The organism is Streptomyces thermocarboxydovorans (assembly GCF_039524635.1).
Classification (GTDB): Bacteria; Actinomycetota; Actinomycetes; order Streptomycetales; family Streptomycetaceae; genus Streptomyces; species Streptomyces thermocarboxydovorans.
Window position 1 is genome coordinate 1 of the sequence record NZ_BAAAGU010000062.1, and the last position, 26,098, is coordinate 26,098.

The window sequence follows — 26,098 nt, forward strand, 5'->3', positions numbered from 1 at the left end:
GCATCGGCAACCGACGACAACGCCGCAGATGCGCGTGCCAGACCCCGCGTCCGCGGGCTGATCCAAACGACAGGCCCTAGGTACGGCTGCGAGCTGAGCAGGACGGCGAACGGAACCGGGGTGAAAAAGCGGGGCCGGCGCACGCCGGAACCGCCCCGTGACGGCCCTCGGCGGCGTGCCGTGCCCGACTTCCGCCACGGGTGAGGGTGCTGGCACAGCGCCGACCGCTCCCGCCCGGTCCCGTTCTTCGTGGCGAAGCCCGACGTCGCTGCGCCCGGTCTTCGCGGAGACGGCCGGTCTGGAGGAGATCGAGCTGCGGCGGATGGCGCAACAGGGCGAGGACAGTCCGTGGTTCGGGGAGGACTTCCTGTGGACGGCACTGTTCCGGCGCGGGTGAGCCACGGGAGGGGGTGTCGGCGGACGGAGCTTGTAGCTGACACAATGTCAGGAGCCTTCACAACTGCACGAGGCTGGGCTATACAGGGTGGCGCCGTACTGGAACGCGTTCTACTGATGGGGCGGGTTCCCGCGGCCCCGTGACGACCCCGGCGCGGCCGACGGTGCGGACGGCCGCACCGGGGTCTTCGGCATCGGTTCAGCATCCGGCGATCAGGAGTCCCATGCCCATCGACGCAGCCAAGGCGCTCGCCGCCGAACCCCGGACCGGCGAGATCAGCTGGGGAACCAAGGACGTCCTGCTCTACCACCTCGGCATCGGCGCCGGCACCCCCGCCACCGACCCCGGCGAACTGCGCTACACCCTGGAGTCCCGGCTGCACGTCCTGCCGAGCTTCGCCACCGTCGCCGGCGGCGGGGAGCCCGGCGTCATCGGCGGCCTGTCCATGCCGGGCGTCGAGGTCGAGCTGTCCCGCGTGCTGCACGGCGGCCAGTCGCTGACCCTGCACCGGCCGCTGCCCGCCGAGGGCCGGGCCACCGCCACCCACCGCGTCGCCGCCGTGTACGACAAGGGCAAGGCCGCCGTCCTCGTCCTGCGCACCGATGTCGCCGACGCCGACGGGCCGCTGTGGACCAACGACGCCCAGATCTACGTACGCGGCGAGGGCGGTTGGGGCGGCGACCGGGGCCCGTCCGTACGGCGCGAGGCGCCCACCGGGGAGCCGGACCGGACCGCCGAGCGGACCGTGCGTGACGACCAGGCGCTGCTGTACCGCCTCTCCGGCGACTTCAACCCGCTGCACGCCGACCCCGAGTTCGCCCGGAAGGCCGGCTTCGAACGGCCCGTCCTGCACGGGCTGTGCACCTACGGCATCACCCTCAAGGCCGTCGTCGACACGCTGCTCGGCGGGGACGTCACCCGCGTCCGCGCGTACACCACCCGCTTCGCCGGAGTCGTCTACCCCGGCGAGACACTGCGGATCCGGATGTGGGAGGGCCGGGACGACAGTCAGGTGTCCGTCACCGTGAGCGCGGTGGAGCGGGACGACGCGCCCGTGCTCACCGACACGGTCGTCCACCTCTCCTGATACCCCGTCACATCGACACTCCGTAACGCATTCTCACCCGTCCACCACCGCCGTCGCCACCACCGCCGCCGTCGCCACCGCCGTCCAAGCCTTCACCGCTCCACGCCTCTTCCGCCTCCATCGCCAAGCCGAGGGGAGCCACGCCATGCGGGCAGCCGTACTGCACGAGACCGGCCAGGACAAGCTCGAGGTCCACGACGACATCGAGGCGGTGGGCTTCGGCCCCGGCAAGGTGCGGATCCGGGTGCGGGCCACCGGGCTGTGCCACTCCGATCTGTCCGCGATGAGCGGGGTGCTTCCGCAGCCCGCGCCTTTCGTGCCCGGTCACGAGGGCGCCGGTGAGATCGTCGAGGTGGGCGACGGGGTCACCGGGCTCTCGGCGGGGGCCCCGGTCGTCGTCTGCTGGCTGCCCCCGTGCGGGTCCTGCCCGGCCTGCCGGCGCGGGCAGAGCGAGCTGTGCCTGGCCGGGTTCATGAACGCCAGCACGCCCAACTTCCGGCGGGCCGGCGGTGACGTCTTCGGCTTCGCCGGCACCGGCACCTTCGCCGAGGAGGTCGTGGTCGACGCCGGCTGCGCGGTGCCGATACCGGACGACGTGCCCTTCGACATCGCCGCCCTCATCGGCTGCGGGGTCACCACCGGGCTCGGCGCCGCCCTCAACACCGCCGATGTGGCGGCCGGTTCGTCGGTGGCCGTCATCGGCTGCGGCGGGGTCGGCATCTCCGCGATCCAGGGTGCCCGGCTGTGCGGCGCCGCCGAGATCGTCGCCGTCGACCCCGTGCCCACCCGGCGTGAGGCGGCGCTGCGGTTCGGCGCCACCCGCGCCGTCGCCCCCGAGGAGCTGGCCGGCGTCAAGCAGCAGCTCACCGGCGGGGAGGGCTTCGACTACGTCTTCGAGGTCGTCGGCCGCTCCGCCACCGCCCGCACCGCCTACGAGACCACCCGGCGCGGCGGCACCCTTGTCGTGGTCGGCGCGGGCGCCATGGACGACCAGCTGCAGCTCAACATGTTCGAGCTGTTCTTCGACGAGAAGCGCATCCTGCCGTCCCTGTACGGCGGCGGCGACGTGGTGCGCTCCTACGAGCGGACCATCGCCCTGTGGCGGGCCGGCCGCGTCGACCTGGACGGCCTGATCACCCACCGGGTGGCGCTCGCCGACATCAACGAGGCCCTGGACCAGATGCGCACCGGCACCGCGCTGCGCACCTGCGTGGAGATGTGAGAGGGCGACTTTGATGGCGACTGGGATGTCCTCCACTCCGCTGGCAGGCCGCACCGCGATCGTCACCGGCGCCGGACGGACTGGGCCGGGCCGAGGCGCTGGAACTCGCCCGGCTCGGCGCGGCCGTCGTGGTCAACGACTACGGGCAGCCCGGCCGCGACGGCACCGGAGCGGCCAGCTCCGTCCCCGCCGAAGAGGTGGCCGAGCAGATCCGGGCCGCCGGCGGCACCGCGCTCGCCCACACCGGCGACGTCGCCGACCACCGGCAGGCCGCGGAACTCGTCCGGACGGCGATCGACGCCTTCGGGCGGCTCGACATCCTGGTCAACAACGCGGGCATCCTGCGCGACCGCATGGTCTTCTCCATGACCGAGGACCAGTGGGACGCCGTGATCCGCGTCCACCTCAAGGGCCACTTCAACACGATCCGGTACGCCGCCGCCCACTTCAGGGAGCGGTTCAAGCGCGGCGGGGGAGAGCCGGTGCACGGGCGGATCGTCACCTCCTCCTCCGAGGCGTTCCTGGCCGGCTCTGCCGGTCAGCCCAACTACGCGGCCGCCAAGGGCGGGATCGTCGGTCTCACCACCTCCACCGCGCACGCCCTCGCCAAGTACGGCGTCACCACCAACGCCATCTGCCCGCGCGCCCGCACCCGGATGACCGCGGACGTCTTCGCCAACGTCGCCCCCTCCTCCGGGGTGGATCCGCTCGCCCCCGAGCATGTCGCGCCCCTCGTCGGCTACCTCGCCTCACCCGCCGCCGGGCGGATCAACGGCCAGCTGCTCGTGGTGCACGGCGGCATGGTGGCGGTCGTCGAACGGCCCCGCGTGGCCGCGCAGTTCGACAGCAAGCAGGAGACATTCAGCTACGAGGAACTGGACGCGCTGCTCACGCCGTACTACGAGGGCCGGCCGGAGGGTGAGACCTTCGCGGCGGTGGAGGTGCTGGGGCTGCGGCGCGGCTGAACCGCCCCGCCGGGCAAGGGAACGAGGAACGGCCCCCGTCCGCCGGCCGGCGGACGGCCGCTGTGATGTGCCGGGCGGCTGCTGACGTGACGTCAGGCGGCCGACTCCGCGTGCTCGTTCTCCTCCACCGGCTTGCGGTGACGGCCGCGCGGGGTCGTCTCCGTGTCGTGCGTGGCGACCGGGCCCCGGTGCCTGCCGCGCCCGGCAGGGATCTGACCGCTTTCGGTGGTGGGCGCCTCGTTGGTGATGGCGTCGTTCATCGGAAGGAATTCACCCCGTAAAAACATGATCTTCCTGCAGGCGGGTGAGTGTAACCGGCCCACCACGGCACGGATCCAGGCGGCCACGCCGACCGCCACTACTTCGTTACAACCCGTCCCAGAGGGGCCTGTTGCAGCGGAACGGGACGCGGCACCGAGGGCTCCGCCGGCGCGGCCGGCTCCGCTTCCGTGCGCTCCGCGGGCGGGTCCTGGGACGGTGTCGGGGAGGGTGTGCTCCGCTCCTCCGGTGCGGGTGCGGGAACCGAGGCGACGCCGCAGGGAGCGTCCGGCGTGGCGTACGGCAGCCGCAGCACCCCGTCCGCCGTCCACAGCCCGCTGCCCGTCAACCACCCCTGAGGCGCGGAGAGATGGTGCACCTGCCGCTCGCCCGGCCGCCACACCCCCACCCAGGAACCCAGCGGTCCGTCGATGCGCAGGGCCACCGCACAGCCCTCCGGGGTGAGCACCTGACCGGGCTGGATCGCGAACGGGGTGACCGTGCAGCCGGGCAGCCGCACGCACTGCGGGAACCGCACCGGCAGCGTGCTGCCCAGCACGCCCCAGCCCAGCCGGCCGCTGCCCGGCGACGGCGCGTCCGAGCGGATCAGCAGCAGCCCGCTGTCCGGGTCCGCCAGCAGCACCCGGTCGTCGCTCCCGGCGGCGATCTGCAGCAGCGGCGACACCTCACCGCCGCGCCCCAGGTCCACCACGACCGCCTTGGTCCGCCCGCCGGTCTCCCGGTCCAGCGCCAGCAGGCGCCCCGTACGGTCCAGCCACACCCCGCCCGAGCAGCGGCCCGGGATCTCGGCGAGCCGCTCGGGCCCGAAGGCGCCGCCCGCCACCCGCCACAGGACCGTCGAGCGGACGCCCACGGCGACGGCGTAGGCCCGCTCCCCGCACGGCGCGGGCGGCAGCAGCGACACCCGGGTGCCGGCCTCCGGGCACTCCACCGCTCCCAGCGGCAGCTCCCCGGTGCCGGGGCCGGCCGGATACAGCAGACAGAAGGTGTGCCGTCCGTCCACCAGCCGGTGGACCAGGACCCGGCCGTCGCTCAGCGGCTGCACCTCGGTGCCGGGCTCCTCCGGCTGGTTGCCGGCCAGCGGCACCGCGTACGGCTCGGGGCCGTCCAGCGTCCAGCGCTCGGGGAAGAGGTTGTCGCAGGAGCGGGCGAGGCGCGCGGCGTAGGCACCGTCCGCGGTGATGCTGCAGCCCGGCGGCGCGGCCCCGACGGCCCCGCCGGTCCCGGCCTCCCGGCCGGCCCCGACGTCCGTACCGGCCCCGGCTTCCCGCGCGGCTCCGGCAGCCCCGGCGTCCCCGGCGGCCCCATCGTCGTGTCCCGTCGAAGGCTCGATCGCACAAGCCGTCATCGTTCGGTCACCTCCGGCGACGAACGTAGTTTTCGCACGCACAGTCGGGGCATCCACCGCTGTCCGCTTCACACATAAGGGTGTTCCAGGAACGATTCGCCTGAGGAAACCGGGGCGCATGTGCTGTCCGGAAGCGTGCGCCGGCCGGCCCGCCCGTGCAGGTACTGCGGCGGGAAAGGGGCAGGTAGCCTTGCTCCCGTGCCCCGTCTGTCAGAAGTCATCACCGCGCTGGAGAACCTGTGGCCCGCCGAGCGGGCCGAGTCCTGGGACGCGGTCGGCACCGTCGTGGGCGATCCCGACCAGGAGGTCCGGCGGGTCCTGATCGCCGTCGACCCGGTCCAGGAGATCGCCGACGAGGCGGTGAAGCAGGACGCGGACCTGCTGATCACCCACCACCCGCTCTATCTGCGCGGCACCACGACCGTCGCAGCGTCCCACTTCAAGGGACGCGTCGTGCACACGCTGATCAAGAACGACATCGCGCTGCACGTCGCCCACACCAACGCCGACACCGCCGACCCGGGCGTCAGCGACGCCCTCGCCGGGGCGCTCGGCGTACGCGTGGTGCGGCCCCTGGTGCCCGACCCCACCGACCCGGCCGGCCGCCGGGGCCTGGGCCGGATCTGCGAACTCGACCACCCCCTGACCGTCCGCGAACTCGCCGCCCTCGCCGCCCGGCGGCTGCCCGCCACCGCGCAGGGCATCCGGGTGGCCGGCGACCCCGAGGCCGTCGTGCGCACCCTCGCGGTCAGCGGCGGCAGCGGCGACAGCCTCTTCGACCAGGTGCGCGCCGCCGGGGTCGACGCCTTCCTCACCGCCGACCTGCGCCACCACCCGGCCTCCGAGGCCGTCGCCCACAGTCCTCTCGCGCTGCTCGACGCGGCGCACTGGGCCACCGAGTGGCCCTGGTGCGAGCTGGCGGCCGCCCAGCTCGACGAGATCTCCGACCGCCGGGGATGGAACCTGAGGGTCCAGGTCTCCCGCACGGTCACCGACCCCTGGACCGCCCACGCGGCGTCCGTCCAGCCGTCGACCACCACGCCCGCGCCGGGGAGTCATGCCCCGGCTGATTCCGAAACATCTGGAGCCCCCAACTGAACGCCGCGCCCGCCGACCAGATCCGACTTCTCGACGTCCAGGACCTCGACGTCCGCCTGCAGCAGCTCGCCCACAAGCGGAAGTCGCTGCCCGAGCACGCCGAGCTCGAGACGCTGAACCGGGACCTCACCCAGCTGCGCGATCTGCTCGTGGCCGCGCAGACCGAGGAGAGCGACTGCGCCCGCGAACAGGCCAAGGCCGAACAGGACGTGGACCAGGTGCGCCGGCGCGCCGCCCGCGACCAGCAGCGCCTCGACTCCGGCGCCGTCTCCTCGCCCAAGGACCTGGAGAACCTCCAGCACGAGATCGCCTCCCTCGCCAAGCGGCAGGGCGACCTCGAGGACATCGTCCTGGAGGTGATGGAGCGCCGTGAGTCCGCCCAGCAGCGGGTCGCGGAACTCACCGAGCGCGTCGCCTCCGTCCAGTCGCGGATCGACGACGTCACCGCACGCCGGGACTCCGCGCTGGAGGAGATCGACGGCGAGGCCGCCTCGGTCACCAAGGAGCGCGAGGTCGTGGCCGCGTCCGTCCCCGCCGACCTGCTCAAGCTGTACGAGAAGCTGCGCGAGCAGCAGGGCGGCATCGGCGCGGCCAAGCTGCAGGCCCGCACCTGCCAGGGCTGCCGCCAGGAACTGGCCATCACCGAGCTGAACGAGATCCGCCAGGCCGCCCCGGACGCGGTGGTGCGCTGCGAGAACTGCCGCCGCATCCTGGTGCGCACGGCCGAGTCGGGGCTGTAGGAGCGCAGGGCCGGTGCGGGAGTTCATCGTCGAGGCGGACGGCGGGGCGCGGGGCAACCCCGGCCCGGCGGGCTACGGGGCGGTGGTCGTCGACGCGGCGACCGGGCAGACCCTGGTCGAGGTCGCCGAGTACCTGGGCGTCACCACCAACAACGTCGCCGAGTACCGGGGGCTGCTGGCCGGCCTGGAGGCCGCCCGGGAGCTGGATCCGGGGGCGGTCGTCCACGTCCGGATGGACTCCAAGCTGGTCATCGAGCAGATGGCGGGCCGGTGGAAGATCAAGCACCCCGACCTGAAGCCGCTGGCCACCCGCGCGGCGCGGGTCTTCCCGCCGGACCGGGTGAGCTGGGAGTGGATCCCCCGCGAGCAGAACAAGCAGGCGGACCGCCTGGCCAACGAGGCGATGGACGGGGCGGCACCGGGGACGGTGATCCATCGCAGGGTGCGTGAGGGTGCCGGCGGTGGTGCGGGCGCCGGGGCCGCTGCGGTGGACGCCGGCACGGCTGCCGGGGCTGCCGCGGTGGAGGCGGGTGCGGGTGCCGGGACCGGCCCGGCCGGCGAAGTCCGTGAGCCCGCCGCGAAGTCCACCGCCAAGGCCGGCGCCGATGCGCGTGCCGCGCAGGCCGTCGCCACACCCAGCACCGGTTGGGGCCCCGCCGACATGGGCGCACCCGCCACCTTCGTACTGCTGCGGCACGGCGAGACACCGCTCACGCCCCAGAAGCGCTTCTCGGGCAGCGGCGGCAGCGATCCCTCCCTCTCCGGCATCGGCCGGGAGCAGGCCGAGAGGGCCGCAGCGGCGCTGGCCCGCCGCGGCACCATCCAGGCGATCGTCAGCTCACCCCTCGCCCGTACCCGGGAGACCGCCGCCGTCGTCGCCGCCCGCCTCGGCCTCGACGTCACCGTCGAGGAGGGGCTGCGCGAGACCGACTTCGGCGCCTGGGAGGGCCTCACCTTCGCCGAGGTGCGCGAACGCTACCCCGACGACCTGAACGCCTGGCTCTCCTCGCCCGACGCCGAACCCACCGGCGGCGGCGAGAGCTTCGCGGCCACCGCGACCCGTATCGCCGCCACCCGGGACAAGCTGGTCGCGGCCTACGCGGGCCGCACCGTGCTGCTGGTCAGCCACGTCACACCGATCAAGACCTTCGTCCGCCTCGCCCTGGGCGCCCCGCCCGAGTCCCTGTTCCGCATGGAACTCTCGGCGGCCTCCCTCTCGGCGATCGCCTACTACGCCGACGGCAACGCCAGCGTGCGGCTGTTCAACGACACCTCACACCTGCGCTGAGCCCGACGCAGACACCTGAGCCGAGCCGACTGAAGTTGCCGCGGCGCGCGCGAGCCGCTCGATCCGCGCCCAGTCGCGTTCCGCCACCGCGTCCGCCGGCAGCATCCAGCTCCCGCCCACACAACCGACGTTGGGCAGCGCGAGGTAGTCCGGCGCCGAGTCCGGCCCGATGCCCCCGGTCGGGCAGAAGCGGGCCTGCGGCAGCGGCCCGGCCAGCGACTTCAGATACGCCGTGCCGCCCGCCGCCTGCGCCGGGAAGAACTTCATCTCCCGCACCCCGCGCTCCAGCAGCGCCACGACCTCCGAGGCTGTGGACACCCCGGGCAGGAACGGCACCCCCGACCCCCGCATCGCCTCCAGCAGCCGGTCCGTCCACCCCGGGCTCACCAGGAAGCGTGCCCCCGCGTCCACCGCCTCGCCCACCTGCTCCGGCGTGATCACCGTGCCCGCCCCGACCACCGCGTCCGGCACCTCACCGGCGATCGCCCGCAGCGCGGCCGGCGCGGCCGGCGTCCGCAGGGTCACCTCGATCGCCGGCAGCCCTCCGGCCACCAGCGCCCGCGCCAGGGGCACGGCGTCGGCGGCGTCCTCGATCACGACGACGGGCAGGACAGGGGCGAGATCCAGCACGGAAGCAGGCAGCGGCGAGCTCATGACCTCATCCTGCCCCCGCCGCTGCACAATCCGCAAAGGTCGTTGCATGGAACGCAACGGCAGCGGATGGGTGTCAGTGTACGTCGTCCACCAGCACGTCCAGCGTCCAGGGCTTCCCGCCCCGCCCCGGAGCCTCCGCCTCCACCACGAACCCGAGGTCCCGCAGCACCGTCACCAGCTCCTCCGGGCCCTTCGGCGCGGCACCGGACGTCAGCAGGCTCCGTACGATCCGCCCCTTGGTCGCCTTGTTGAAGTGGCTGACCACCTTCCGGGTCGGTGCATGCAGCACCCGTACCGTCGCCGTCCGCCCGGCCAGTTCGCCCTTCGGCTTCCACGCCGCCGCATAGGCGGACGACCGCAGATCCAGCACCAGACCGTCCCCGGCCGCCTCCGGCAGCACGGCCGCCATCGGCGCACGCCAGTGCGCGCCCAGCGCCCCGAGACCGGGGAGCTTGACGCCCATCGAGCAGCGGTAGGACGGGATCCGGTCCGTGATGCGGACGGCACCCCACAGCCCCGAGAACACCAGCAGCTGCCGCCCCGCCCGGCGCTTGGCCGCCGTGTCCAGCGAGGCCAGGTCCAGGGCGTCGTACAGCACCCCCGTGTAGATCTCCCCGGCGGGCCGGGTTCCGGCAGTGCGCAGCCCGGCGTTCTTCGCGACCTCGGCCCGCAGCCCCTCGCTCAGGCCGAGCACCTCCCGCGCCTTGTCCTCGTCACCGGAGCAGAGGTCCACCAGCTCGGTGAGCACGGCCTCCCGGGCCTCGTTCAGCCCCGGCAGCGACAGCGACTCCAGCTTCAGCGGGGCACCGCGGCCGGAAGCGGCCTTGCCCTCGGACGGCGGCAGCAGGACGAGCACACGTACTCCTTCGGATAGCGCTCCGGACAGGGTACGGCCCGCCGCTCAGGCGGCCGCGCTGTGAGCATCCCCAGCAGCCGCGCCCGCCGTTCCCGGATCGCCTCCTCCTGCCGGGCCAGATCCTCGTCCAGCCAGCCCCGACTCGGTCAGCCGCCGGATCCGCGCGAGCAGCACGGCATGCCGCAGCGTGTACTCCCGATATCCGTTGCTCCGCCGCTCCGGCTCCGGCAGCAGCCCCGGATGGTGGCAGTGCCGCACGGCCCGCGTGGTCACCCCGACCACGGCCGTGAGTTCTCCGATCCGCATGCCCTCACCAGAAACGTTGACGTTGCGGCAGGGTCAAGCGAGTGACGCACCGGCCCGCTGAAGCCCGACGGCGTGCCTCACGGTGTGCCACGATCGAGGGAACGGTTCCCGATGTCACGGACAGGTGATCAGCCGATGCCCCAGTCTGGCGAGCGACCGAAGGAGGGGCGTGACATGACGGCCATGGCTCACGAGCCGGTCTCCCAGGCGGACGTTCTGCTGGAGGGGTTTCTCGCCCTGGACACCCCGGAGGGCTTCCGGGCGGAGCTGATCGAGGGGGAGATCGTAGTGACACCGCCGCCGGACGGGGACCACGAGGACTACATCGAACTCATCATGAGCCAGGTGGTCAGGAAGTCCCGGACCGACATGCAGTTCTCCGGCAACAAGGGGCTGCGGTTGCAGAGGGGGGAAGGCTGCCCCAAGGATCACGTGATCCCGGACGGCACGTTTGCTCCCCGGAAGCTCCGGCTCTACCGGGGTGCCGACCCCTGGATGCCCTCTGACGGCGTCGCCATGGTGCTGGAGGTGACCTCCACCAAGCCGCGGGCCGACCGTGAGGCCAAGCGTCGCTGCTACGCCCGCAGTCGCATCCCCCTCTACCTCCTCGTCGACCGCGAAGCCTCCTCGGTCACGCTCTTCAGCGACCCGGAGAACGGCGACTACCGCCAGCTCTGCACCCGCCCCTTCGGCAAGCCCCTCCCGCTCCCGGACCCGTTCGGCTTCGAACTGGACACCGCCGACTTCCTCTGAGGGCGTGCGGAAGAAGTGAGCCCGGGTCGGCGTTGTACGTCCCGTACCATGGTCGGTACGGCAGACGAGCCGGGCGGACGGCCGCGTGGAGACCCCCTTGCGGGGGCTCCCCGAGGAACGTCCGGGCTCCACAGGGCAGGGTGGTGGCTAACAGCCACCCGGGGTGACCCGCGGGACAGTGCCACAGAAAACAGACCGCCGGGGACCTCGGTCCTCGGTAAGGGTGAAACGGTGGTGTAAGAGACCACCAGCGTCTGGGGTGACTCAGGCGGCTAGGTAAACCCCACCCGGAGCAAGGTCAAGAGGAAGCACCTCGGTGCTTCTGCGCGGACGCTCGAGGGCTGCCCGCCCGAGTCCGCGGGTAGACCGCACGAGGCCGGTGGCAACACCGGTCCTAGATGGATGGCCGTCGCCCCTGGGTCCGCGAGGACCCCGGGGAACAGAACCCGGCGTACAGCCCGGCTCGTCTGCCGCTACCTGCGGCTTTGCCTTGAGAAGGGCTTCTGACCTGCGTCGAAGGCCGTTCCGAACTTTCAGGGACTTGCCGCGTTTGGCCGCGAAAAGTCCCGCAGAAATCCCTCAGACAGCGCTGAAAGTCCCTGAAAGTCCCTGGGATGGAGACTGCTCACGTTCGGTTGACCGGCAGGAGCTGGCGAAGCCAGGGGGGGTCGGGCGCGATCAAGTTGATCGCGTTCGCCAGCCAGGCGCGTGCGCCGACCGCGAATTCGATCGCGTAGCCACCGGCGATCCACCATGGGAAGTCCGCTTTGGGGAAGACCTCGACCACATCCTCGGGACGTCGCCGCGTCCCCCCCACGAGCGCGGTGGCGTGTGTGGCGCCGGTCAGCCGACCCAGGTCCACTCCTGGCAGCCGTTGGTCTCGAAGTACTCGCCCTTGTTGACCGTCACGCGGCCCTGACCCTGGAGGTTCGCGTTGGCGATGATCGCGTCGAACTCCCCGGAGGCGTCCTTGGTGCGCGCCCAGTAGCAGTTCTCGATGACGCCGCTCTTGTCGGGTCCGGCGGTCTTGTAGGTACCGGGACGCATGTCCTCGCCGACGAGGTACTGGCCGTCACCGGCGACAGTGGTGGCCGGACCGGGCTTCTTCGTGGGCTTCGGCTTGACGGTGACCTTCTCGGTGACCGTGACGGCCGGCTCCGGCTCGCCTGCCTGGGCAGCCGCTGTCCTGGTGACCGTCACGGTCGGCGCGGGCGCGGCGGAGGTGTCCTTGCCGCCGGACTCTCCGTCGCCGCCTATGGCCGCGCCGATCACGAGGGCGACGAGCGCGGTCACCCCGTAGGTGAGCCAGGACTTGCGACGCGATGGCTTGCGTCCCGACGCCATGCCGGCCGGCGGGGCCGGGACCGGCGGTACGGCGCCCCAGCTCGCCGCGTTCCCGGAGCCGGAGGGCTGCGGAGTGCTGGGCGGTGTCGAGGGCGAGTTGCTCATTGCGGTGATCCTCCGGTCGGTGTCTGCGAACGTGCCGGACACACGCTGCCCGCCAACGTGGAGCACCTGCGATGAAATCCCTGATAACCCCTGTTATCGAGCGAGTTGTGGGCGCGCGACGGCAGGGGCTGTAGATTGCTGACGCACGCCCCGACTGAAAGGGGCGGAGCGCGACGTGCGCAGGCGAGAAAGCCTGCCTCGGCGGCCCAAGGAGGGGGGACACATCCGATGACGACGTACACGGTCTCGAATGGGTCCATCCTGCCCGAGACATCGGCGTGGCGGATCACCTACGCCGAGATCGCCGCCCTCGCCCAGGTCAAGCGCCCCGTTCCCACCACATGGGCCCGCCGCCACCCGGACTTCCCCGCTCCCGTGACGCACGAGGACGGACGACCGCTCTTCGACGCGCGGACCGTCGTGGACTGGCTGATCTCGACCGGCCGCGGCAACACCGATCCCCGCCGGCTCCGTTCCGAGCTGGCCCTGCACACCCTGGCCGCCTGGAGCACCCCTGCCCTGCCCGCACCGGTACTGATCGCGGCCTTGACCTCTCTTGTCTGCCTGCACCAGCAGCTCGACGCCCCCGTCTCCGACGGCCGCCCCTGGCAGACCGTCCTGGACCGGGCCGCCGACCTCGACCCGGACGACCGCTTCCTCCTCTCGGAACTGCGCGCCCTGCCCGACCCGGACCGCACCGGCCCGGCCCTCGCCGCACTCGCCGACGAACTGATCGACGCCGCCTACAACCCCGCCGAGGCCTTCGACTGGATTCTCCAGGCCCGCCACCGCCTCGGCTCCCGCGACCTCGCCGCCGACGAGCCCGCCCCAGCCGTCGTCCGCGCCCTCACCGCCCTCTCCGGTGTCGACACCCTCGACGAGGGCGCGGTGATCGCCGTCCCGCACGCCCGCACCGGCGACCTCCTGGCCGCCCTCCACGACCGTGCCGCCGAGGATTCCGCCCATTCCTACCTCGCCGCCGACCCCGACCCCGCTCGTGTGCGACTGGTCCGCCGGCGGATGCTGGTGCGCGGGGTGTACGAGTTCCGGCTCGACGTCGTCGAGGGCGAGGAACTGACCGCCGACGAGTGGGGCTACCCGACCCTCCTCGTCTGCGCCCTCCCGTACGAGGCCGCCGAGACCCGCGACGCGAAGGCCGTCCTGGAGCAGGTCGCCGCCCTCACCGACTACCTCGACACCGGCGCGTCCGCCGTCGTCCTCGGTCCGGCCGACGTTCTCACCGGCCCGCTCGCCCGGCACAGCGACGCCGACCGCCTGCGCCGCTCCTTCCTCAAGCCAGGGTTGCTCAAGGCGGCGATCAGCCTCCCCGACGGCGCCTACCCCTACCGCCCCGGCTACCGCACGGCGGTCTGGGTCCTCGCCCGCGTCCCCGAGGCCGAGCGCACCGGTCTCGTCCTCCTGGCCGACTACTCCGCCCAGCCGCTCACCGAGCCCGTTCTCGACAAGCTCGCCGAGGACATCGCCATCTGGCGCACCTCGGGCTGGAAACGCGACCGACGCCACGAGCCCCGCCACGCCGCGATTGTCCCCAGCGCTCACCTCGACGCACAGCCCGGCGCCGCGTTCACTCCGCAGCACCGCACCCCCGACTCCCGCCACATTCGGACGGTCGTCGAACGCCCGGAGGTCATCTCGGAACTGGAACGTCGCCTGATCGAGCTTCAGGAGCGTTCACATACGGCCGAACTGAGGCTGCCTGCCCAGGCGGAACTGCGCCCCGAGAACCAGCCGGTCCGGAGGACGACCGTCGCCTGCCTCCTGCGCACCCGCCGCCTGCGCCGCCGCCCCGGCCACCGCTTCGCGCCCGAACACCTCACCCCCGACGGCCACTACACGGTCCTCACCCCCGAGGAGATCCTGGGCACGGCCCGCATCGGCGGCCGGCGCATCGACCGGGGCGTCTTCCTCACGACCTACGGGCACGCCCAGTTCACCGAGCCCGGCGACCTCGTCGTCACCGCCCACCCGCACTTCGGGGTGTACGTCGACACAGAGGGCCTCTCGCTGGTCGCGGCCCCGGCCCGCATCCTGCGCGTCCACCCCGACGCCGACCCGCCCGTACGACCCCGGGTGCTGGCCGCGCTGCTGCGCGCCGCCGCCGCCGATCACGCCCGCACCAGCGGCGCCGTGCGCGCGTCCCGCCGCATCGAGGACCTGGTCATCCCGGACCTGAGCCGGGCCGAGGCCGACCTGTACGAGGCCGTACTCGCCGAGATCGAGAACCGGGCGGCACTGCTGCGCGAGCAGACCGCCGCGCTCGACGACCTGACCCGCGTGCTGGCGGCCGGCATGACCGACGGCACGCTCACCATCAAGCAACTTCCGCACACCGTCACTGACACCGACACCCACTGAAGGAGACGGCTCACCCGATGCCTCCACGCAAGAAGAAGTCCGCCGACCAGGCGGAGCTGTTCAGCGCCTCCACCCCGAAAGAGATCCAGGACATCCTCTGGAAGGCGGCCGACAAACTCCGTGGGTCGATCGATGCCGCGCAGTACAAGGAGTTCGTCCTCGGCCTGATCTTCCTGAAGTATGTCTCGGACGCCTTCGACGAGCGCCGCACACAGCTGGCCAAGGAACTCGCCGAGGATGGTATCTCCGAGGACCAGATCGGCGACTTCCTGGAGGACCGCGACGAATACACCGGCGCCCACGTCTTCTGGGTCCCCGAGACCGCTCGCTGGTCCTGGATCGCCGCGAACGCCAAGGCACAGGGTGTCGGCAAGCTCCTGGACGAGGCGATGGACGCCATCATGCGGGAGAACAAGTCCCTCTCCGGTGTCCTCCCCAAGATCTTCAACCAGGACCGCGTCGACCAGAAGCGCCTCGGCGAACTCGTCGACCTCATCAGCGATGCGCGTTTCGGCGGCAACGGGGACAGGCCGGCACAGGACCTGCTCGGCGAGGTGTACGAGTACTTCCTCGGAAACTTCGCTCGGGCCGAGGGCAAGCGGGGCGGCGAGTTCTACACGCCGAGCTCCGTCGTCCGGCTGATCGTGGAGATCCTGGAGCCGTACGAGGGGCGCGTGTACGACCCGGCGTGCGGCTCGGGCGGCATGTTCGTGCAGGCTGCGAAGTTCATCGAGGCGCACCGAGGACGCGGCCACAAGGCCGATATCTCCGTGTACGGCCAGGAGTTGAACGAGCGCACTTGGCGCCTCGCCAAGATGAACCTCGCCATCCACGGCATCGACAGCAACCTGGCCGCCCGCTGGGGCGACACCTTCGCCGACGACAAGCACCCCGACCTCAAGGCCGACTTCGTGATGGCCAACCCGCCCTTCAACATCAAGGACTGGGCGCGGGACGAGACCGACGCGAGGTGGAAGTACGGGGTTCCCCCGAAGAACAACGCCAACTATGCGTGGCTCCAGCACATGATCTCCAAGCTGGGGGAGAGGGGGACGGCCGGAATCGTTCTGGCGAACGGCTCAATGAGCTCCCAGTCCAGTGGGGAGGGGGAAATTAGGAAGGCGTTGATTGAGGCCGACTTGGTGGCGTGCATGGTGGCTTTGCCTCCACAGCTCTTCCGCACGGTGCAGATTCCTGCGTGCCTGTGGTTCCTGTCCAAGGACAAGTCGCCGCAGGGGGCGCGGCGGCTGGAGGATCGGAGGGGGGAGATCCTATTCATTGATGCCCGGGGGTTGGGCGAGATGGTCGATCGTACTGAGCGCATTCTTACGGATGCCGACATCCGGAAGATCGCGAACACCTATCACGCGTGGCGGGGTACGGCGTCAGCGCGTGCCGCTGGGTTGAGTTACGAGGACCAGCCGGGTTTCTGCTACTCGGCCGATCTGGAGACGGTGCGGGGGCAGGGGCATGTGCTGTTGCCGGGGCGGTACGTAGGCGCCGCGGAGGCGGAGGAGGAAGCCCCGGAGGCCGTGTCTAGGCGGATCAGCAAGCTGACGGCGGATCTGTTCGAACTGTTCGATAGGTCGGCGGAACTGGAGAAGGCAGTGCGTATTCAGTTGGAGGGCATCAGTGGCTAACTCTCTCTTCGCAGATGCACCCGCGGAGTGGCGACGCACCAACCTTGCGGCTGCGTGCTCCGATGGTGGTGGTATTCAGACCGGACCCTTTGGGAGCCAATTGCATGCTTCCGACTACGTCACTCATGGCATCCCGATTGTGATGCCGCAAGATATCGGCGAAAATGTGATTCGCGATGTAGAAATCGCGCGCATCACGGTCGAGGATGCTCAACGGCTCTCGAAGTATCGGCTCTGCAAGGGTGATATCGTTTACTCGCGACGCGGTGACGTCACGCGACGAGCTCTTGTTCGCGATGCGCAGGAAGGTTGGCTTTGCGGAACGGGGTGTCTGCGCGTGCGCCCTGGAGCCGGGGCCGACTCGCGCTTCGTGTCCTACTTTCTAGGACATCCGGAAGTGCGTGCATGGATCATCCGGCATGCGGTCGGTGCAACTATGCCGAACCTTAACACCCAGATTCTCGGGGCTGTTCCGGTCTTGCTACCGGAATTGGATGAGCAACGACGGGTAGCCGCAGTACTCGAGGCGCTGGATGACAAGATCGCTGTCAACGAGCGCATTGCTGCTACTTACGAGCAGTTGTTGCAGTGTCGCTTCATTGAGTTGGGACTCTCTGCTGAGCCGGATCCTGAAACGGCAGTACCGATTACTGATCTGGTGGCCTTCAACCCAAAGGTTTCCAAGCCCTCGACAGCCGAGCCTGTCTATGTTGACATGGCGGCATTGCAGACCAACCGTGCCAGTATTTCTTCGTGGACTCGAAGGCCGCCGAAGTCTGGCGCGCGGTTCATGAACGGTGACACCTTGCTTGCCCGCATCACGCCTTGCCTGGAGAACGGCAAGACAGGATATGTCGACTTCATGGACGAGGGTGAAATCGGCTTGGGTTCGACTGAGTTCATTGTGATGCGTTCGCTTCCAGGTGTGCCGAAGGAATTCAGCTATTTCCTGGCGCGAGACAAAAGGTTTCGTGAGCACGCTATCCGTAACATGGTTGGTACATCCGGTCGGCAGCGAATTAGCGCGGCAGATGTTGCCAACTACCAGGTGAACCGACCTGACCCGGATGCGCTGGCCTCCTTCGGGAAGCAGGCGTCTGCCATCTTTGCTCACATGGCATCACTCCAATCGGAATGCCGTACCCTCGCCGCCCTCCGAGACACCCTCCTACCCCAACTCATGTCCGGCCGACTCCGCGTCAAGGACGCCGAGAAGATTGTCGAGGACGCCACGTGACGACGCACCACGACGGGAACGACCCGGACGACAGCACTCACCGCCGCCCCACCGAAGCCGATTGGGAACTCCTCGCTCTCGAGGAGCTGGCCGAGTTGGCCTGGCGTCCGGCCCCCGGCAACGAGTTCGCGCCCGGCTCCGGGCACCGGAAGTCCTGGGACGACCTGATCCTCTACCCGGACCTCCGGGAGGCGATCGAGCGCCTGAACCCGGAGCTGCCCCCGGCTGCCGTTGACGAGGCCGTGACGATTGCCGCCACTCCCGGTTCCCAGGACACCTACGAGGAGAACCGGGCCGCCCACCGCCACCTCACCACCGGCATCCGCGCCGTCACGTACACCGACTCCCACGGCGCCGAGCACAACCCCACCATCCGCCTGGTCGACCTCGCCGACCCGGACGCGAACACCTACCGTGCCCTGAACCAGGTCACCGTCATCGACGGCGACAAGAACCGCCGTTTCGATGTCGTCCTGTACGTCAACGGCCTGCCCCTCGCCGTCATCGAGCTGAAGCGCGCCGGCGACGAGGACGCCACACTCCAGACGGCGCACGCCCAAGTGGCCCGGTACGTCCAGGAGTTCCCCACCGCCTTCCGGTACAACGCCGTCGTCCTGCTCTCCGACGGCATCACCGCGAAGTACGGCACCCCCTTCACCCCGTACGAGCACTTCGCCCCCTGGAACACGGACGAGTTCGGCGCCCGCGTTGATCCGCTGACTGCCGACGGCTTCTCGGAGTCAGGGCAGAACCTGGCGCTGCACGGCCTGTTCACCCACTCCCGCTTCCTCGAACTGATCCAGTCCTTCATCAACTTCGTCCCGTCGAAGCGGATGAAGCGGATCGCGAAGCCGCACCAGTACCACGCGGTGACCCGCGCCGCCGAAGCCGTACGCACCGCGTCCGCCAGCGACGGCAAGGCCGGCGTCGTCTGGCACACGCAGGGCTCCGGCAAGTCGGAGGAGATGGTCCTCACCACGACCAAGGTGATGAAGGACCCGGCTCTCCTGAACCCCACCGTCGTGGTCGTCACGGACCGTACGGACCTTGACGACCAGCTCTTCTCGACGTTCCAGGAGAGCGAGATCCTCCCGGAGGAGCCCAAGCAGGTCGCTACTCGCGCTGAACTCCGGGAGGGGCTCGCGGCGAAGAGGACGGGAGGGATTCTCTTCACCACGCTCCAGAAGTTCGGCAAGACGAAGGAGGAGCGGGAGGCGGGCACCGATCACCCGATGCTCTCCGACCGCCGGAACATCGTCGTGATCGTCGACGAGGCGCACCGCAGCCACTACGACGACCTCAACGGCCTTGCCCGGCACCTGCGTGACGCGCTCCCACGCGCCACGATGCTCGCCTTCACCGGTACGCCCATTTCGGAGGCGGACCGCAACACCCGCGAGGTGTTCGGCGACTACATCGACATCTACGACCTCAAGCGGGCCGCCGACGACGGCGCGACCGTGAAGGTCTACCACGAGAGCAGGGTCATCCAACTCGTCCTGGACCGTGACGTCGACCCGGCCACCATCGACGAGGAGGCCGATCGGATCACCGAAGGCCTCGACGACACCGAGCGTCGCAAAGTCGAGCAGGCCGTGGCGACCATGAACGCGATGTACGGCGCCCCCGCCCGGATACGGGACCTCGCGGCCGACCTGGTGGAGCACTGGGAGGCCCGTCGGGAGCGGATGAAGCCCTTCGTCGGCGTCTCCGAGAAGGGCGGTTCGCCCGGCAAGGCGATGGTGGTGTGCGCCACCCGCGAGATCTGCGTACGCGTCTACGACGCCCTGCGTGCACTGCGCCCCGAATGGCACAGCGACGAGGTCGACAAGGGCGCGATGAAGATCGTCTTCTCGTCGAACTCCCGCAAGGACTCGGAGGAACTGCTCGCTCACGCGCTCCGCGACAGCCAGCGCAAGACCGTTATCAACCGCGCCAAGGACCCCGACGACGAGCTGCAACTGCTCATCGTCAACAACATGCTGCTGACCGGCTTCGACGCCCCGCCGATCCACACCATGTACCTGGACCGGCCGCTCAAGGGCGCCAACCTGATGCAGGCCCTCGCCCGCGTCAACCGCCGTTTCCGGGGCAAGGAGGACGGCCTCCTCGTGGGCTACGCGCCCCTGACCGAGAACCTTCAGAAGGCCATCGCCGAGTACACCGAGAACGACCAGCGCGACCGCACCCTCGGCCAGGACGTCGAGCGCGCACTGGACGAGCTGCGCAACGAGTACGACATCCTGACCGGCATTCTGCGCGGCTTCGCCTGGGAACCTCTGCTCGACAGGCCCGGCCCGAAGGCCTTTGTGGACGCGGCCCTGAAGACCGCGAACTACCTTCGCGACCCCCGCACCCCCGGCAACAACCCCGATCAGCTCGACGACCCGCGCCGGACTCTGGGCCGCCGGTTCCGCGATCACGCCTACCGCCTGGAGCGATTCTGGGCGCTGGCCGGCAGCTCGAAGGAGGTCGCGAGCCGGTTCGCGGACAAGCCGGCCTGGAAGCGGCACATCCAGTTCTTCGCCGAGGTCCGGGCCTACATGGCCAAGCTGGATGCCATGGAGAGGGAGGCCCGCGGCCTTCCCGTGGCCCGAGACGTCGAGCTGTACTTGGCCCAGCTCACCTCGTCGGTGGTTGAGACGGGCGGTGTGACCGACCTGTTCGCGGAAGCCGGGCTGGAGACCGCCGACCTCACCCACCTTACGGATGCGGTCGTGACCCAGCTCCAGCAGAGCAAGACCCCGCACCTGACGGCCGAGGCACTGCGAAGGCTGATCGAGCGGAAGATGCGCGAGGTCACCCGGCACAACATCGTCCGGCAGACCACGTTCTCCGAGCGGCTCCAGGACCTGATGGCGCGTTACATGCGCCAGCAGTACACCAGTGCCGAACTCATCGCCAAGCTGGTCGAGATGGCCAGGGAGGTTGCCGCCGACGCCCGGCGAGGCGAGAAGTTCGACCCGCCCCTGGACTGGCGCGAGCTCGCCTTCTACGACGCCGTCGCCGACCACGGCACGGCCCGCTCACTCATGGGCGACGAGGTCCTGGCGGGCATCGCCCGCGACCTCGTCGCCGAGGTCCGCCGTCAGCTCAAGCCCGACTGGATCGCCCGCCCGCCCGTCCGCGCTCGCTTGCGCAGCACCATCAAGCGCCTGCTGGCCCGCAACAACTATCCGCCGGACCACCAGAAGGAGGCCATCGACCTGGTCATCCGCCAGATGGAGCACTTCGCCAACGAGTGGTCCCAGAAAGGCATTCCGGATGACTGACGTGGTCCAAGGCGAACACTTGGTGTTGTTTGGGAGCTGACTCGGCTCCCAGTAGATCTGTGAGATCTGTCGCGACCCCGCAACGAAGGCCCCTGCCGACCCGGACCAGGTCGGCAGGGGCCATCGCGCTGTACGAACGTCAGACGTGCTGCTCGGACGAGGCGTGCCGAACGAACCCCGCCCACGCCTCACGTGAGACCGTGAGCATGGGACCGGCGTCAGCCTTCGAGTCACGGATGTGCACAGCAGCCGTTCCGGCCGCGACTTCCACGCACTGACCGCCCTCGGCCCCGCTGTAGCTGCTTTTGATCCAGGTGAGGGCGGAGGCGGCGACCGAGGACACGGCGTTGTTCATAGCTCTCTCAGCAACCTTTCGATGAGCTCCAGCGACTCTCGTGGGGTGAGAGCCTGGGATCGGATGATTCCATAGCGGGCGGCGGCAATCACCGCGCGTTCCGGATCCGTCTCCAGGCTGGACGTGCCCTGAACTTCCGTATACACGTACTTCTTGCCGTCTTTGCGTGTGACCACGGTGAAGGGGCCATCTCCGCCAGCGCTTTCCGCGCAGTCGAGCGGCATCACCTGGATCTCGATGTTGCGGTTCTGGCCGATGAGGAGGAGTTGCTCCAACTGTTCCCGAAGCACGTCCCGTCCGCCGTAGCGGCGGAGCAGCACGGATTCGTCCATCACGAAGCTGAGCAGGGGTGCGGGGCGGCGGGCGAGGGTGTCCTGGCGCGCGAGTCGTGCGATCACTCGTTGCTCGATGGTCTCCGGAGCAAGTGGCGGACGCCGGTTGTCGAGGAGAGCCCGCATGTACGCCTCGGTCTGCAAGAGGCCATTCACGACGAGCGTGTCGTACATGAGCAGCTCGACGGCCTCCTTCTCCAAGGCCGCCATCCCCTGAAAGAACACCGGATACTGCGCCCGCTCCACCTGCTCCTTCCACAGGCACAGCAGCCCGCCCGCCCCCAGCACCTCGTCCGCCCGCTCGATCGTGCGGGGCGACGGAATCCTCCGCCCCTGCTCGAACGACGCGACCGTGGACGCCGAGTACCCGATCCGTCTCCCGAACTCCTCGCGCTCCAGCCCCTTCCGTACCCGCAGCGTCTTCATGGTCTGCCCGAACGCGACCACGACTCCGCGCCCGGCGTCCTCGGGTCCCCGCCCGGCCCCGCCGTCGTTGTCCCAGCCGTCCCCGAGACTTACGATCGTGCCCGCGCCGTCGTTCTCATGTTCCTCGGGGACCGCCTCGCCCTTCGCCGCCGCGCCCTCGCGCTCCGCCATGTTCATCAGCGCCTCCTTGCCTCAACGCCCGAGCACGGGACGCCGTAACGGCGCGCGGTGCGTACGCGCACGTACAGCACGAGTACAGCCGCCTCCTGTCGCAGCGTCACCAATAGTCACGCTACGCGACCGGCGGCATCGTGGTCGGCATGACGGCCAAACCCACAAACCGCACCGGCACCCCCCAACCCACCATCCCCTGCGCTCCCTTGAAGGCAGCGACAGCCCCGGCCGCGGACGACGCCGCCCCGGACCGCACCTTCGTGATGCGCTTCACCTCCACACCCCGCGGCGCCCGTCTCGCCCGCCGCCTCGCCGCCGTACGTCTGGACGCGTGGGGCATCCCCTACGGCACCGACCCGCACGACGCGATCGTGCTGATCGTCGCCGAGCTCACCGCGAACGCCGTACAGCACGGGCATGTCGCCGGCCGGGACTTCCGCCTCCGCCTCCATGCCGCACCCGAGCGCCGCACCGTGCGCGTCGAGGTCACCGACACCCGGGCGGAACGTCACCCGCGCCGTCCCCACGGCCCCCATGATCCGGCCGTCGACCCGTTTGGTGCCGCCGGCGAGGAGGAGACCGGCCGCGGCCTGGTCCTCGTATCGCACCTCGCGACCCGCTGGGACTGGCACCCGCGCCCGGACGGCCCGGGCAAGACCGTGTGGGCGGAGTACACGACTCCCTGATGGTCGGCACTATGCCAAGACACCTGATAACCGGGGCTATCAATCTGAAGCAGTCTCAACAACGCGTCCCGCTCCTACGGTTCCGTCTCGTCGACAGGCACCGACGGCCCCAGCCGCCTCCCTCGCCTGTCGGTGCTCGCCCCATCCACATCAGTGCGGGAACCACGGGAGACACCACATGGACGCGACGCACCACAGCAACGCCCTGCCGCTGCCCCAGCTCGTGGAGGCGCGACTGGCCCAGGACCCGAAGCTCTCCGAGGGGGTCAGGAAGCGCATTCGCGAGGCCCTCGGCGACTCCGAGGGGAGCCCGGCGGGGACCAACACCCCTGCCGGGCCCGTCTACCTGGGCAGGGTCACGGTCACCGGCTTCCGCGGTGTCGGTTCGCAGGCGAGGCTGAACCTGCGGCCCAAGCCCGGCGTCACCCTCGTCGTCGGACGCAACGGCTCCGGCAAGTCGAGCATCGCCGAGGCCATCGAGACCCTGTTCACCGGTACCAACGCCCACTGCGCCGGACACCACCCGAACCGCTCCGTCCGCTGGCGCAATCTGCACCAGGGCGAACAGACCGCCGTCGAGGCCAAGCTGACCATCGAGGGAGACCCGTCCCCGAGCACCCTCACCCGCACCTGGACCGGTGAGGCCTTCACCGACTCCCGGGCCGTGCTGAAGCGGCCGGGACACGGCACCGTCACCCTGGAGGAGGTCGGCTGGGAGCAGGCCACGCGGACGTACCGGCCGTTCCTGTCGTACGTCGACCTCGGCAACCTGATCAACGGCAAGCCGGCCGAGATGTACGACAACATTGCCGCGATCCTCGGCCTCGACTACCTCAACGCCGCCGCGCGACGGCTGACGGCCGCGAAGAAGGAACTCGACGCCGTCGTGAACGCCGAGAAGGAGAAGAGACCGCTTCTCCACGCGGCGCTGGAGAGCGTGGAGCACGACGAGCGGGCGCTCAGGGCACTCCTGGCGATGGAGGAGAAGAGCGGCCCCGACTACGCCGTACTCGACGCGCTCATCGCCGGTGTGCCGACGGCCGACGAGGGCAGACTGCGGGAGGCGCGGCTGGAGGCCGCCGCGGAGGGGCCGGACCTCGACCGGGTGGGCGCTGCCGTCGACGCGCTGCGGCGTGCCCTCGCCGACGTCGACGACCTGAAGGGGACCGCGGCCGCCGACGCCCACAGCAGGGCCCAGTTGCTCCAGGCCGCCCTGGCACACAGCGACCGCCACGCCGACGACACGGCATGCCCGGTCTGCGGCACGGACCAGGTCCTGGACCGGGAGTGGGCCTCGCGCGCCGAGGCGCAGATCGCCGCGCTCCTGCGGGAGGCCGAAGCGGTGCGCGCTGCCGAGGCCGCTCTGCGGACCGCACAGCAGACCCTGCACGACCTGATCCTCCCGCCGCGGGAGATCCCGGCAGTGCTCACCGCCCCGTGGCGGGCCTGGACCGACTGCCGACGGATCACCGACCCCGCCGAACTCGCCGAGCGCGCGTTCAAGACCGCACTGACCCTGTCGGACGCGTGCGACGTCGTGGCCAGGAAGGCGCGTGAGGAACTCGCGGCCAAGGACGGACGCTGGCGCACGGTCGTCGACCTGCTGGCCGAGTGGACGAAGCTGTCCCGGGAGGCCACCGCGGCCAGGCCCCGCAGGACGGAGATCAACGCCGCCCTCGCGTGGATCAAGAAGGTGACGACCGAGATCCGTGACTCCCGTGTCGACGCCTTCGCCGGCCACATGCAGCGGATCTGGGAGAAGCTCCGCCGCCAGAGCAGCGTCGACCTGAAGAACGTCAAGATGCACGGCAGCGAGAAGGCGGCCGTGCGCAAGCTGATCATGGACGTCACCGTCGACGACACGGAGGCCCCGGCCCTGAGCGTCATGAGCCAGGGCGAACTCCACTCGCTCGCCCTCTCCCTGTTCCTGCCCCGGGCCGCCACCGCCGACAGCCCCTTCGGCTTCGTCGTCATCGACGACCCCGTGCAGTCCATGGACCCGGCCAAGGTCGACGGCCTGGCCCAGGTGCTCGACGAACTCGGCCGCGACCGGCAGGTCGTCGTCTTCACCCATGACACCCGGCTCCCGCACGCCTTCCGCAGCCAGGGACTGCCCGTGACCGTGCTGAAGGTGGAGCGCGGCGAGAGGTCCAAGGTGCACGTCACTTCCGAGACCGACCCGGTGCAGGAGGCGATCGACGACGCCATGGCCCTCGCCAGGACCGACAACTGCCCCGACGCGGCACTGCGCAACGTGCTGCCGTCCCTGTGCCGTGAGGCCCTGGCCAAGGCGATCGTCGAGGCGGCCTGGATCCGCCGGAGCCGCACCGGGCTGCCCGCCGACCGTCTGCAGGCCGCCATCGACGCGACCGACCGGCTCATCCCGCTCGCCTCCTTCGCTCTCTTCGACGACGGTTGCGTCCACCCCGACGACGAGGTCAGGAGCCGTCTGCGCACTCTGTACGGACACGAGAGCACGACTCTGATCGGCCAGTGCCAGCGCGGCGCCCACCCCGATGGATTCCTCCCGGCCGACCCGGTCGCCTTCGTCAGGAAGGTCGAGAACCTCGCCCGCCGGATCCGCAAGCCCGAGGTGAACGCCTGATGCCTGCTGTGCCTGCCGCTCCCGCCCGCTTCACCGCACTCATCGCGACCGCTGACGCCCTACTCTCCGGGACCCTGGGCGGCCCGCTGACCCCGGCCGGCCGCGACCGCGGCGCGGCCTACGCGCTGCGGATCGCTCTCGAAGCGGTCGTCGACGCGGCCCTCACGGCCCGGGAAGCCGGACTCCGCAGGGTGAGCATGCGCGCGAAGATTCTCTGCCTGCGCCACTACGCGGGCGCCGACGTGGCCCACCGCGTCAGCGCCCTGTGGAACGCTCTCAGCGCCGGCTGCAAGTACCACCACCACGAACTCGGCCCGAGCCACGCCCAGGTACGCGCCTGGCGGAAGACCGTCGGGGCACTCGCCACGGAGCTCGCCGCGCCAGGCGCCTCAGCCGACGCACACACTGCGTCCGCCGACTGAGGTGGGAGGGAAGCGCGCGCGTGCCGGCGAGCACGGGATCGGGAGGGGCTTGAGCCGAACGGTGCTGGACCCGCCGCCAGGTAAGGGACCTCGTCACGAGGCCTGAGCGCCTGCGGCTTCGGGCGGGTCGG

At 70.4% G+C, this 26,098-nt stretch carries 21 protein-coding genes, 1 other RNA gene and 2 pseudogenes; 15 read left to right on the plus strand and 9 right to left on the minus strand.

The features are described from left to right. The first annotated feature begins 620 nt into the window (after positions 1-620). The 3 genes and pseudogenes from ABD198_RS25130 to ABD198_RS25140 all read left to right on the plus strand — a co-directional run bounded on the left by ABD198_RS25130 (position 621) and on the right by ABD198_RS25140 (position 3,671). On the plus strand, positions 621-1,484 hold the full coding sequence (locus tag ABD198_RS25130; RefSeq protein ID WP_344005976.1) for a MaoC/PaaZ C-terminal domain-containing protein: 864 nt from the start codon (positions 621-623) through the stop codon (positions 1,482-1,484). Positions 1,485-1,629: 145 nt separating this feature from the next. Continuing rightward, positions 1,630-2,706: a Zn-dependent alcohol dehydrogenase gene (locus ABD198_RS25135; RefSeq protein ID WP_344005978.1), complete on the plus strand. Its 1,077-nt coding sequence runs from the start codon at positions 1,630-1,632 to the stop codon at positions 2,704-2,706. A 25-nt stretch (positions 2,707-2,731) separates the two neighbouring features. Next, positions 2,732-3,671, plus strand: a pseudogene (locus ABD198_RS25140) (3-oxoacyl-ACP reductase). Between the two features lie 92 nt (positions 3,672-3,763). Here the strand turns inward: ABD198_RS25140 and ABD198_RS25145 are convergent. Then, positions 3,764-3,931, minus strand: a complete 168-nt coding sequence (locus ABD198_RS25145; RefSeq protein ID WP_344005980.1) for a hypothetical protein — start codon at positions 3,929-3,931, stop codon at positions 3,764-3,766. Between the two features lie 98 nt (positions 3,932-4,029). Beyond that, the gene (locus ABD198_RS25150) at positions 4,030-5,298 is read right to left on the minus strand and encodes a hypothetical protein (protein ID WP_344005982.1); all 1,269 of its coding nucleotides are present in this window, start codon (positions 5,296-5,298) and stop codon (positions 4,030-4,032) included. Positions 5,299-5,496: 198 nt separating this feature from the next. On the opposite strand from ABD198_RS25150, the gene ABD198_RS25155 reads away from it, so the two are divergent. Genes ABD198_RS25155 through ABD198_RS25165 form a run of 3 tightly spaced genes read left to right on the plus strand, consistent with a single transcriptional unit; the run spans position 5,497 to position 8,424 of the window. After that, entirely contained in the window at positions 5,497-6,396 is a 900-nt protein-coding gene (locus ABD198_RS25155; protein ID WP_344005984.1) for a Nif3-like dinuclear metal center hexameric protein, read from the plus strand. Further along, positions 6,393-7,136, plus strand: a complete 744-nt coding sequence (locus ABD198_RS25160; RefSeq protein ID WP_344006032.1) for a zinc ribbon domain-containing protein — start codon at positions 6,393-6,395, stop codon at positions 7,134-7,136. The genes ABD198_RS25155 and ABD198_RS25160 overlap by 4 nt, the downstream gene beginning before the upstream one ends. A 13-nt stretch (positions 7,137-7,149) precedes the next feature. Beyond that, on the plus strand, positions 7,150-8,424 hold the full coding sequence (locus ABD198_RS25165; protein ID WP_344005986.1) for a bifunctional RNase H/acid phosphatase: 1,275 nt from the start codon (positions 7,150-7,152) through the stop codon (positions 8,422-8,424). On the opposite strand, the gene eda is transcribed toward ABD198_RS25165, so the two are convergent. The 3 genes and pseudogenes from eda to ABD198_RS25180 all read right to left on the minus strand — a co-directional run. After that, positions 8,410-9,078, minus strand: a complete 669-nt coding sequence (gene eda, locus ABD198_RS25170) for a bifunctional 4-hydroxy-2-oxoglutarate aldolase/2-dehydro-3-deoxy-phosphogluconate aldolase (protein WP_344005988.1) — start codon at positions 9,076-9,078, stop codon at positions 8,410-8,412. The two genes, ABD198_RS25165 and eda, sit on opposite strands and share 15 nt — an antisense overlap. Before the next feature lie 73 nt (positions 9,079-9,151). Further along, positions 9,152-9,934 carry a peroxide stress protein YaaA gene (yaaA, locus tag ABD198_RS25175; protein ID WP_344005990.1) on the minus strand — a complete coding sequence of 261 codons (783 nt, stop codon included), beginning with the start codon at positions 9,932-9,934 and terminating at the stop codon, positions 9,152-9,154. Between the two features lie 62 nt (positions 9,935-9,996). Then, positions 9,997-10,240, minus strand: a pseudogene (locus ABD198_RS25180) (MerR family transcriptional regulator); the annotation flags it as partial. A gap of 174 nt (positions 10,241-10,414) precedes the next feature. Between ABD198_RS25180 and ABD198_RS25185 the strand changes: the two are divergent. Together ABD198_RS25185 and rnpB are read left to right on the plus strand one after the other, a co-directional pair. After that, positions 10,415-10,993 (plus strand): Uma2 family endonuclease, encoded by a 579-nt coding sequence (locus ABD198_RS25185; RefSeq protein ID WP_344005992.1) that lies wholly within the window; start codon positions 10,415-10,417, stop codon positions 10,991-10,993. A gap of 65 nt (positions 10,994-11,058) precedes the next feature. After that, positions 11,059-11,463: RNase P RNA component class A (rnpB, locus tag ABD198_RS25190), an RNA gene on the plus strand. Between the two features lie 155 nt (positions 11,464-11,618). Here rnpB and ABD198_RS25195 read toward each other — a convergent pair. Together ABD198_RS25195 and ABD198_RS25200 are read right to left on the minus strand one after the other, a co-directional pair. Next, positions 11,619-11,780 carry a hypothetical protein gene (locus ABD198_RS25195; protein ID WP_344005994.1) on the minus strand — a complete coding sequence of 54 codons (162 nt, stop codon included), beginning with the start codon at positions 11,778-11,780 and terminating at the stop codon, positions 11,619-11,621. Between the two features lie 56 nt (positions 11,781-11,836). Further along, a complete protein-coding gene (locus tag ABD198_RS25200; protein ID WP_344005996.1) occupies positions 11,837-12,442 on the minus strand; it encodes an Rv1352/Rv1906c domain-containing protein in 606 nt (201 codons plus the stop codon). 228 nt (positions 12,443-12,670) lie between these two features. Here ABD198_RS25200 and ABD198_RS25205 point away from each other — a divergent pair, with 228 nt between their 5' ends. Genes ABD198_RS25205 through ABD198_RS25220 form a run of 4 tightly spaced genes read left to right on the plus strand, consistent with a single transcriptional unit; the run spans position 12,671 to position 20,967 of the window. Continuing rightward, positions 12,671-14,818 carry a hypothetical protein gene (locus tag ABD198_RS25205; protein WP_344005998.1) on the plus strand — a complete coding sequence of 716 codons (2,148 nt, stop codon included), beginning with the start codon at positions 12,671-12,673 and terminating at the stop codon, positions 14,816-14,818. 17 nt (positions 14,819-14,835) lie between these two features. Continuing rightward, a complete protein-coding gene (locus tag ABD198_RS25210; protein WP_344006000.1) occupies positions 14,836-16,458 on the plus strand; it encodes a class I SAM-dependent DNA methyltransferase in 1,623 nt (540 codons plus the stop codon). Continuing rightward, positions 16,451-17,695 (plus strand): restriction endonuclease subunit S, encoded by a 1,245-nt coding sequence (locus ABD198_RS25215; protein WP_344006002.1) that lies wholly within the window; start codon positions 16,451-16,453, stop codon positions 17,693-17,695. Before ABD198_RS25210 ends, ABD198_RS25215 begins: the two co-directional genes overlap by 8 nt. Next, the gene (locus ABD198_RS25220) at positions 17,692-20,967 is read left to right on the plus strand and encodes a type I restriction endonuclease subunit R (RefSeq protein WP_344006004.1); all 3,276 of its coding nucleotides are present in this window, start codon (positions 17,692-17,694) and stop codon (positions 20,965-20,967) included. The genes ABD198_RS25215 and ABD198_RS25220 overlap by 4 nt, the downstream gene beginning before the upstream one ends. Positions 20,968-21,106: 139 nt before the next feature. On the opposite strand, the gene ABD198_RS25225 is transcribed toward ABD198_RS25220, so the two are convergent. After that, positions 21,107-21,322, minus strand: a complete 216-nt coding sequence (locus tag ABD198_RS25225; RefSeq protein WP_344006006.1) for a DUF397 domain-containing protein — start codon at positions 21,320-21,322, stop codon at positions 21,107-21,109. Further along, positions 21,319-22,251, minus strand: coding sequence for a helix-turn-helix domain-containing protein (locus ABD198_RS25230; protein ID WP_344006034.1), 933 nt, complete (start codon positions 22,249-22,251; stop codon positions 21,319-21,321). Before ABD198_RS25230 ends, ABD198_RS25225 begins: the two co-directional genes overlap by 4 nt. Positions 22,252-22,400: 149 nt before the next feature. Between ABD198_RS25230 and ABD198_RS25235 the strand changes: the two genes are divergently transcribed. From ABD198_RS25235 to ABD198_RS25245, 3 genes are all read left to right on the plus strand, one after another. After that, positions 22,401-22,940 (plus strand): ATP-binding protein, encoded by a 540-nt coding sequence (locus tag ABD198_RS25235; protein WP_425580547.1) that lies wholly within the window; start codon positions 22,401-22,403, stop codon positions 22,938-22,940. A gap of 178 nt (positions 22,941-23,118) precedes the next feature. Then, the gene (locus ABD198_RS25240; RefSeq protein ID WP_344006008.1) at positions 23,119-25,545 is read left to right on the plus strand and encodes an AAA family ATPase; all 2,427 of its coding nucleotides are present in this window, start codon (positions 23,119-23,121) and stop codon (positions 25,543-25,545) included. After that, a complete protein-coding gene (locus tag ABD198_RS25245; protein ID WP_344006010.1) occupies positions 25,545-25,967 on the plus strand; it encodes a hypothetical protein in 423 nt (140 codons plus the stop codon). The genes ABD198_RS25240 and ABD198_RS25245 overlap by 1 nt, the downstream gene beginning before the upstream one ends. Positions 25,968-26,098: the final 131 nt, after the last annotated feature.

Bases quoted from the DNA above. Each gene is read 5' to 3' on its own strand.
- ABD198_RS25130 (WP_344005976.1), top strand. From the start codon at position 621: ATGCCCATCGACGCAGCCAAGGCGCTCGCCGCCGAACCCCGGACCGGC.
- ABD198_RS25135 (WP_344005978.1), top strand. From the start codon at position 1,630: ATGCGGGCAGCCGTACTGCACGAGACCGGCCAGGACAAGCTCGAGGTC.
- ABD198_RS25145 (WP_344005980.1), bottom strand. From the start codon at position 3,931: ATGAACGACGCCATCACCAACGAGGCGCCCACCACCGAAAGCGGTCAG.
- ABD198_RS25150 (WP_344005982.1), bottom strand. From the start codon at position 5,298: ATGACGGCTTGTGCGATCGAGCCTTCGACGGGACACGACGATGGGGCC.
- eda (WP_344005988.1), bottom strand. From the start codon at position 9,078: ATGAGCTCGCCGCTGCCTGCTTCCGTGCTGGATCTCGCCCCTGTCCTG.
- ABD198_RS25185 (WP_344005992.1), top strand. From the start codon at position 10,415: ATGACGGCCATGGCTCACGAGCCGGTCTCCCAGGCGGACGTTCTGCTG.
- ABD198_RS25200 (WP_344005996.1), bottom strand. From the start codon at position 12,442: ATGAGCAACTCGCCCTCGACACCGCCCAGCACTCCGCAGCCCTCCGGC.
- ABD198_RS25205 (WP_344005998.1), top strand. From the start codon at position 12,671: ATGACGACGTACACGGTCTCGAATGGGTCCATCCTGCCCGAGACATCG.
- ABD198_RS25210 (WP_344006000.1), top strand. From the start codon at position 14,836: ATGCCTCCACGCAAGAAGAAGTCCGCCGACCAGGCGGAGCTGTTCAGC.
- ABD198_RS25225 (WP_344006006.1), bottom strand. From the start codon at position 21,322: ATGAACAACGCCGTGTCCTCGGTCGCCGCCTCCGCCCTCACCTGGATC.
- ABD198_RS25230 (WP_344006034.1), bottom strand. From the start codon at position 22,251: ATGGCGGAGCGCGAGGGCGCGGCGGCGAAGGGCGAGGCGGTCCCCGAG.
- ABD198_RS25235 (WP_425580547.1), top strand. From the start codon at position 22,401: ATGACGGCCAAACCCACAAACCGCACCGGCACCCCCCAACCCACCATC.
- ABD198_RS25240 (WP_344006008.1), top strand. From the start codon at position 23,119: ATGGACGCGACGCACCACAGCAACGCCCTGCCGCTGCCCCAGCTCGTG.
- ABD198_RS25245 (WP_344006010.1), top strand. From the start codon at position 25,545: ATGCCTGCTGTGCCTGCCGCTCCCGCCCGCTTCACCGCACTCATCGCG.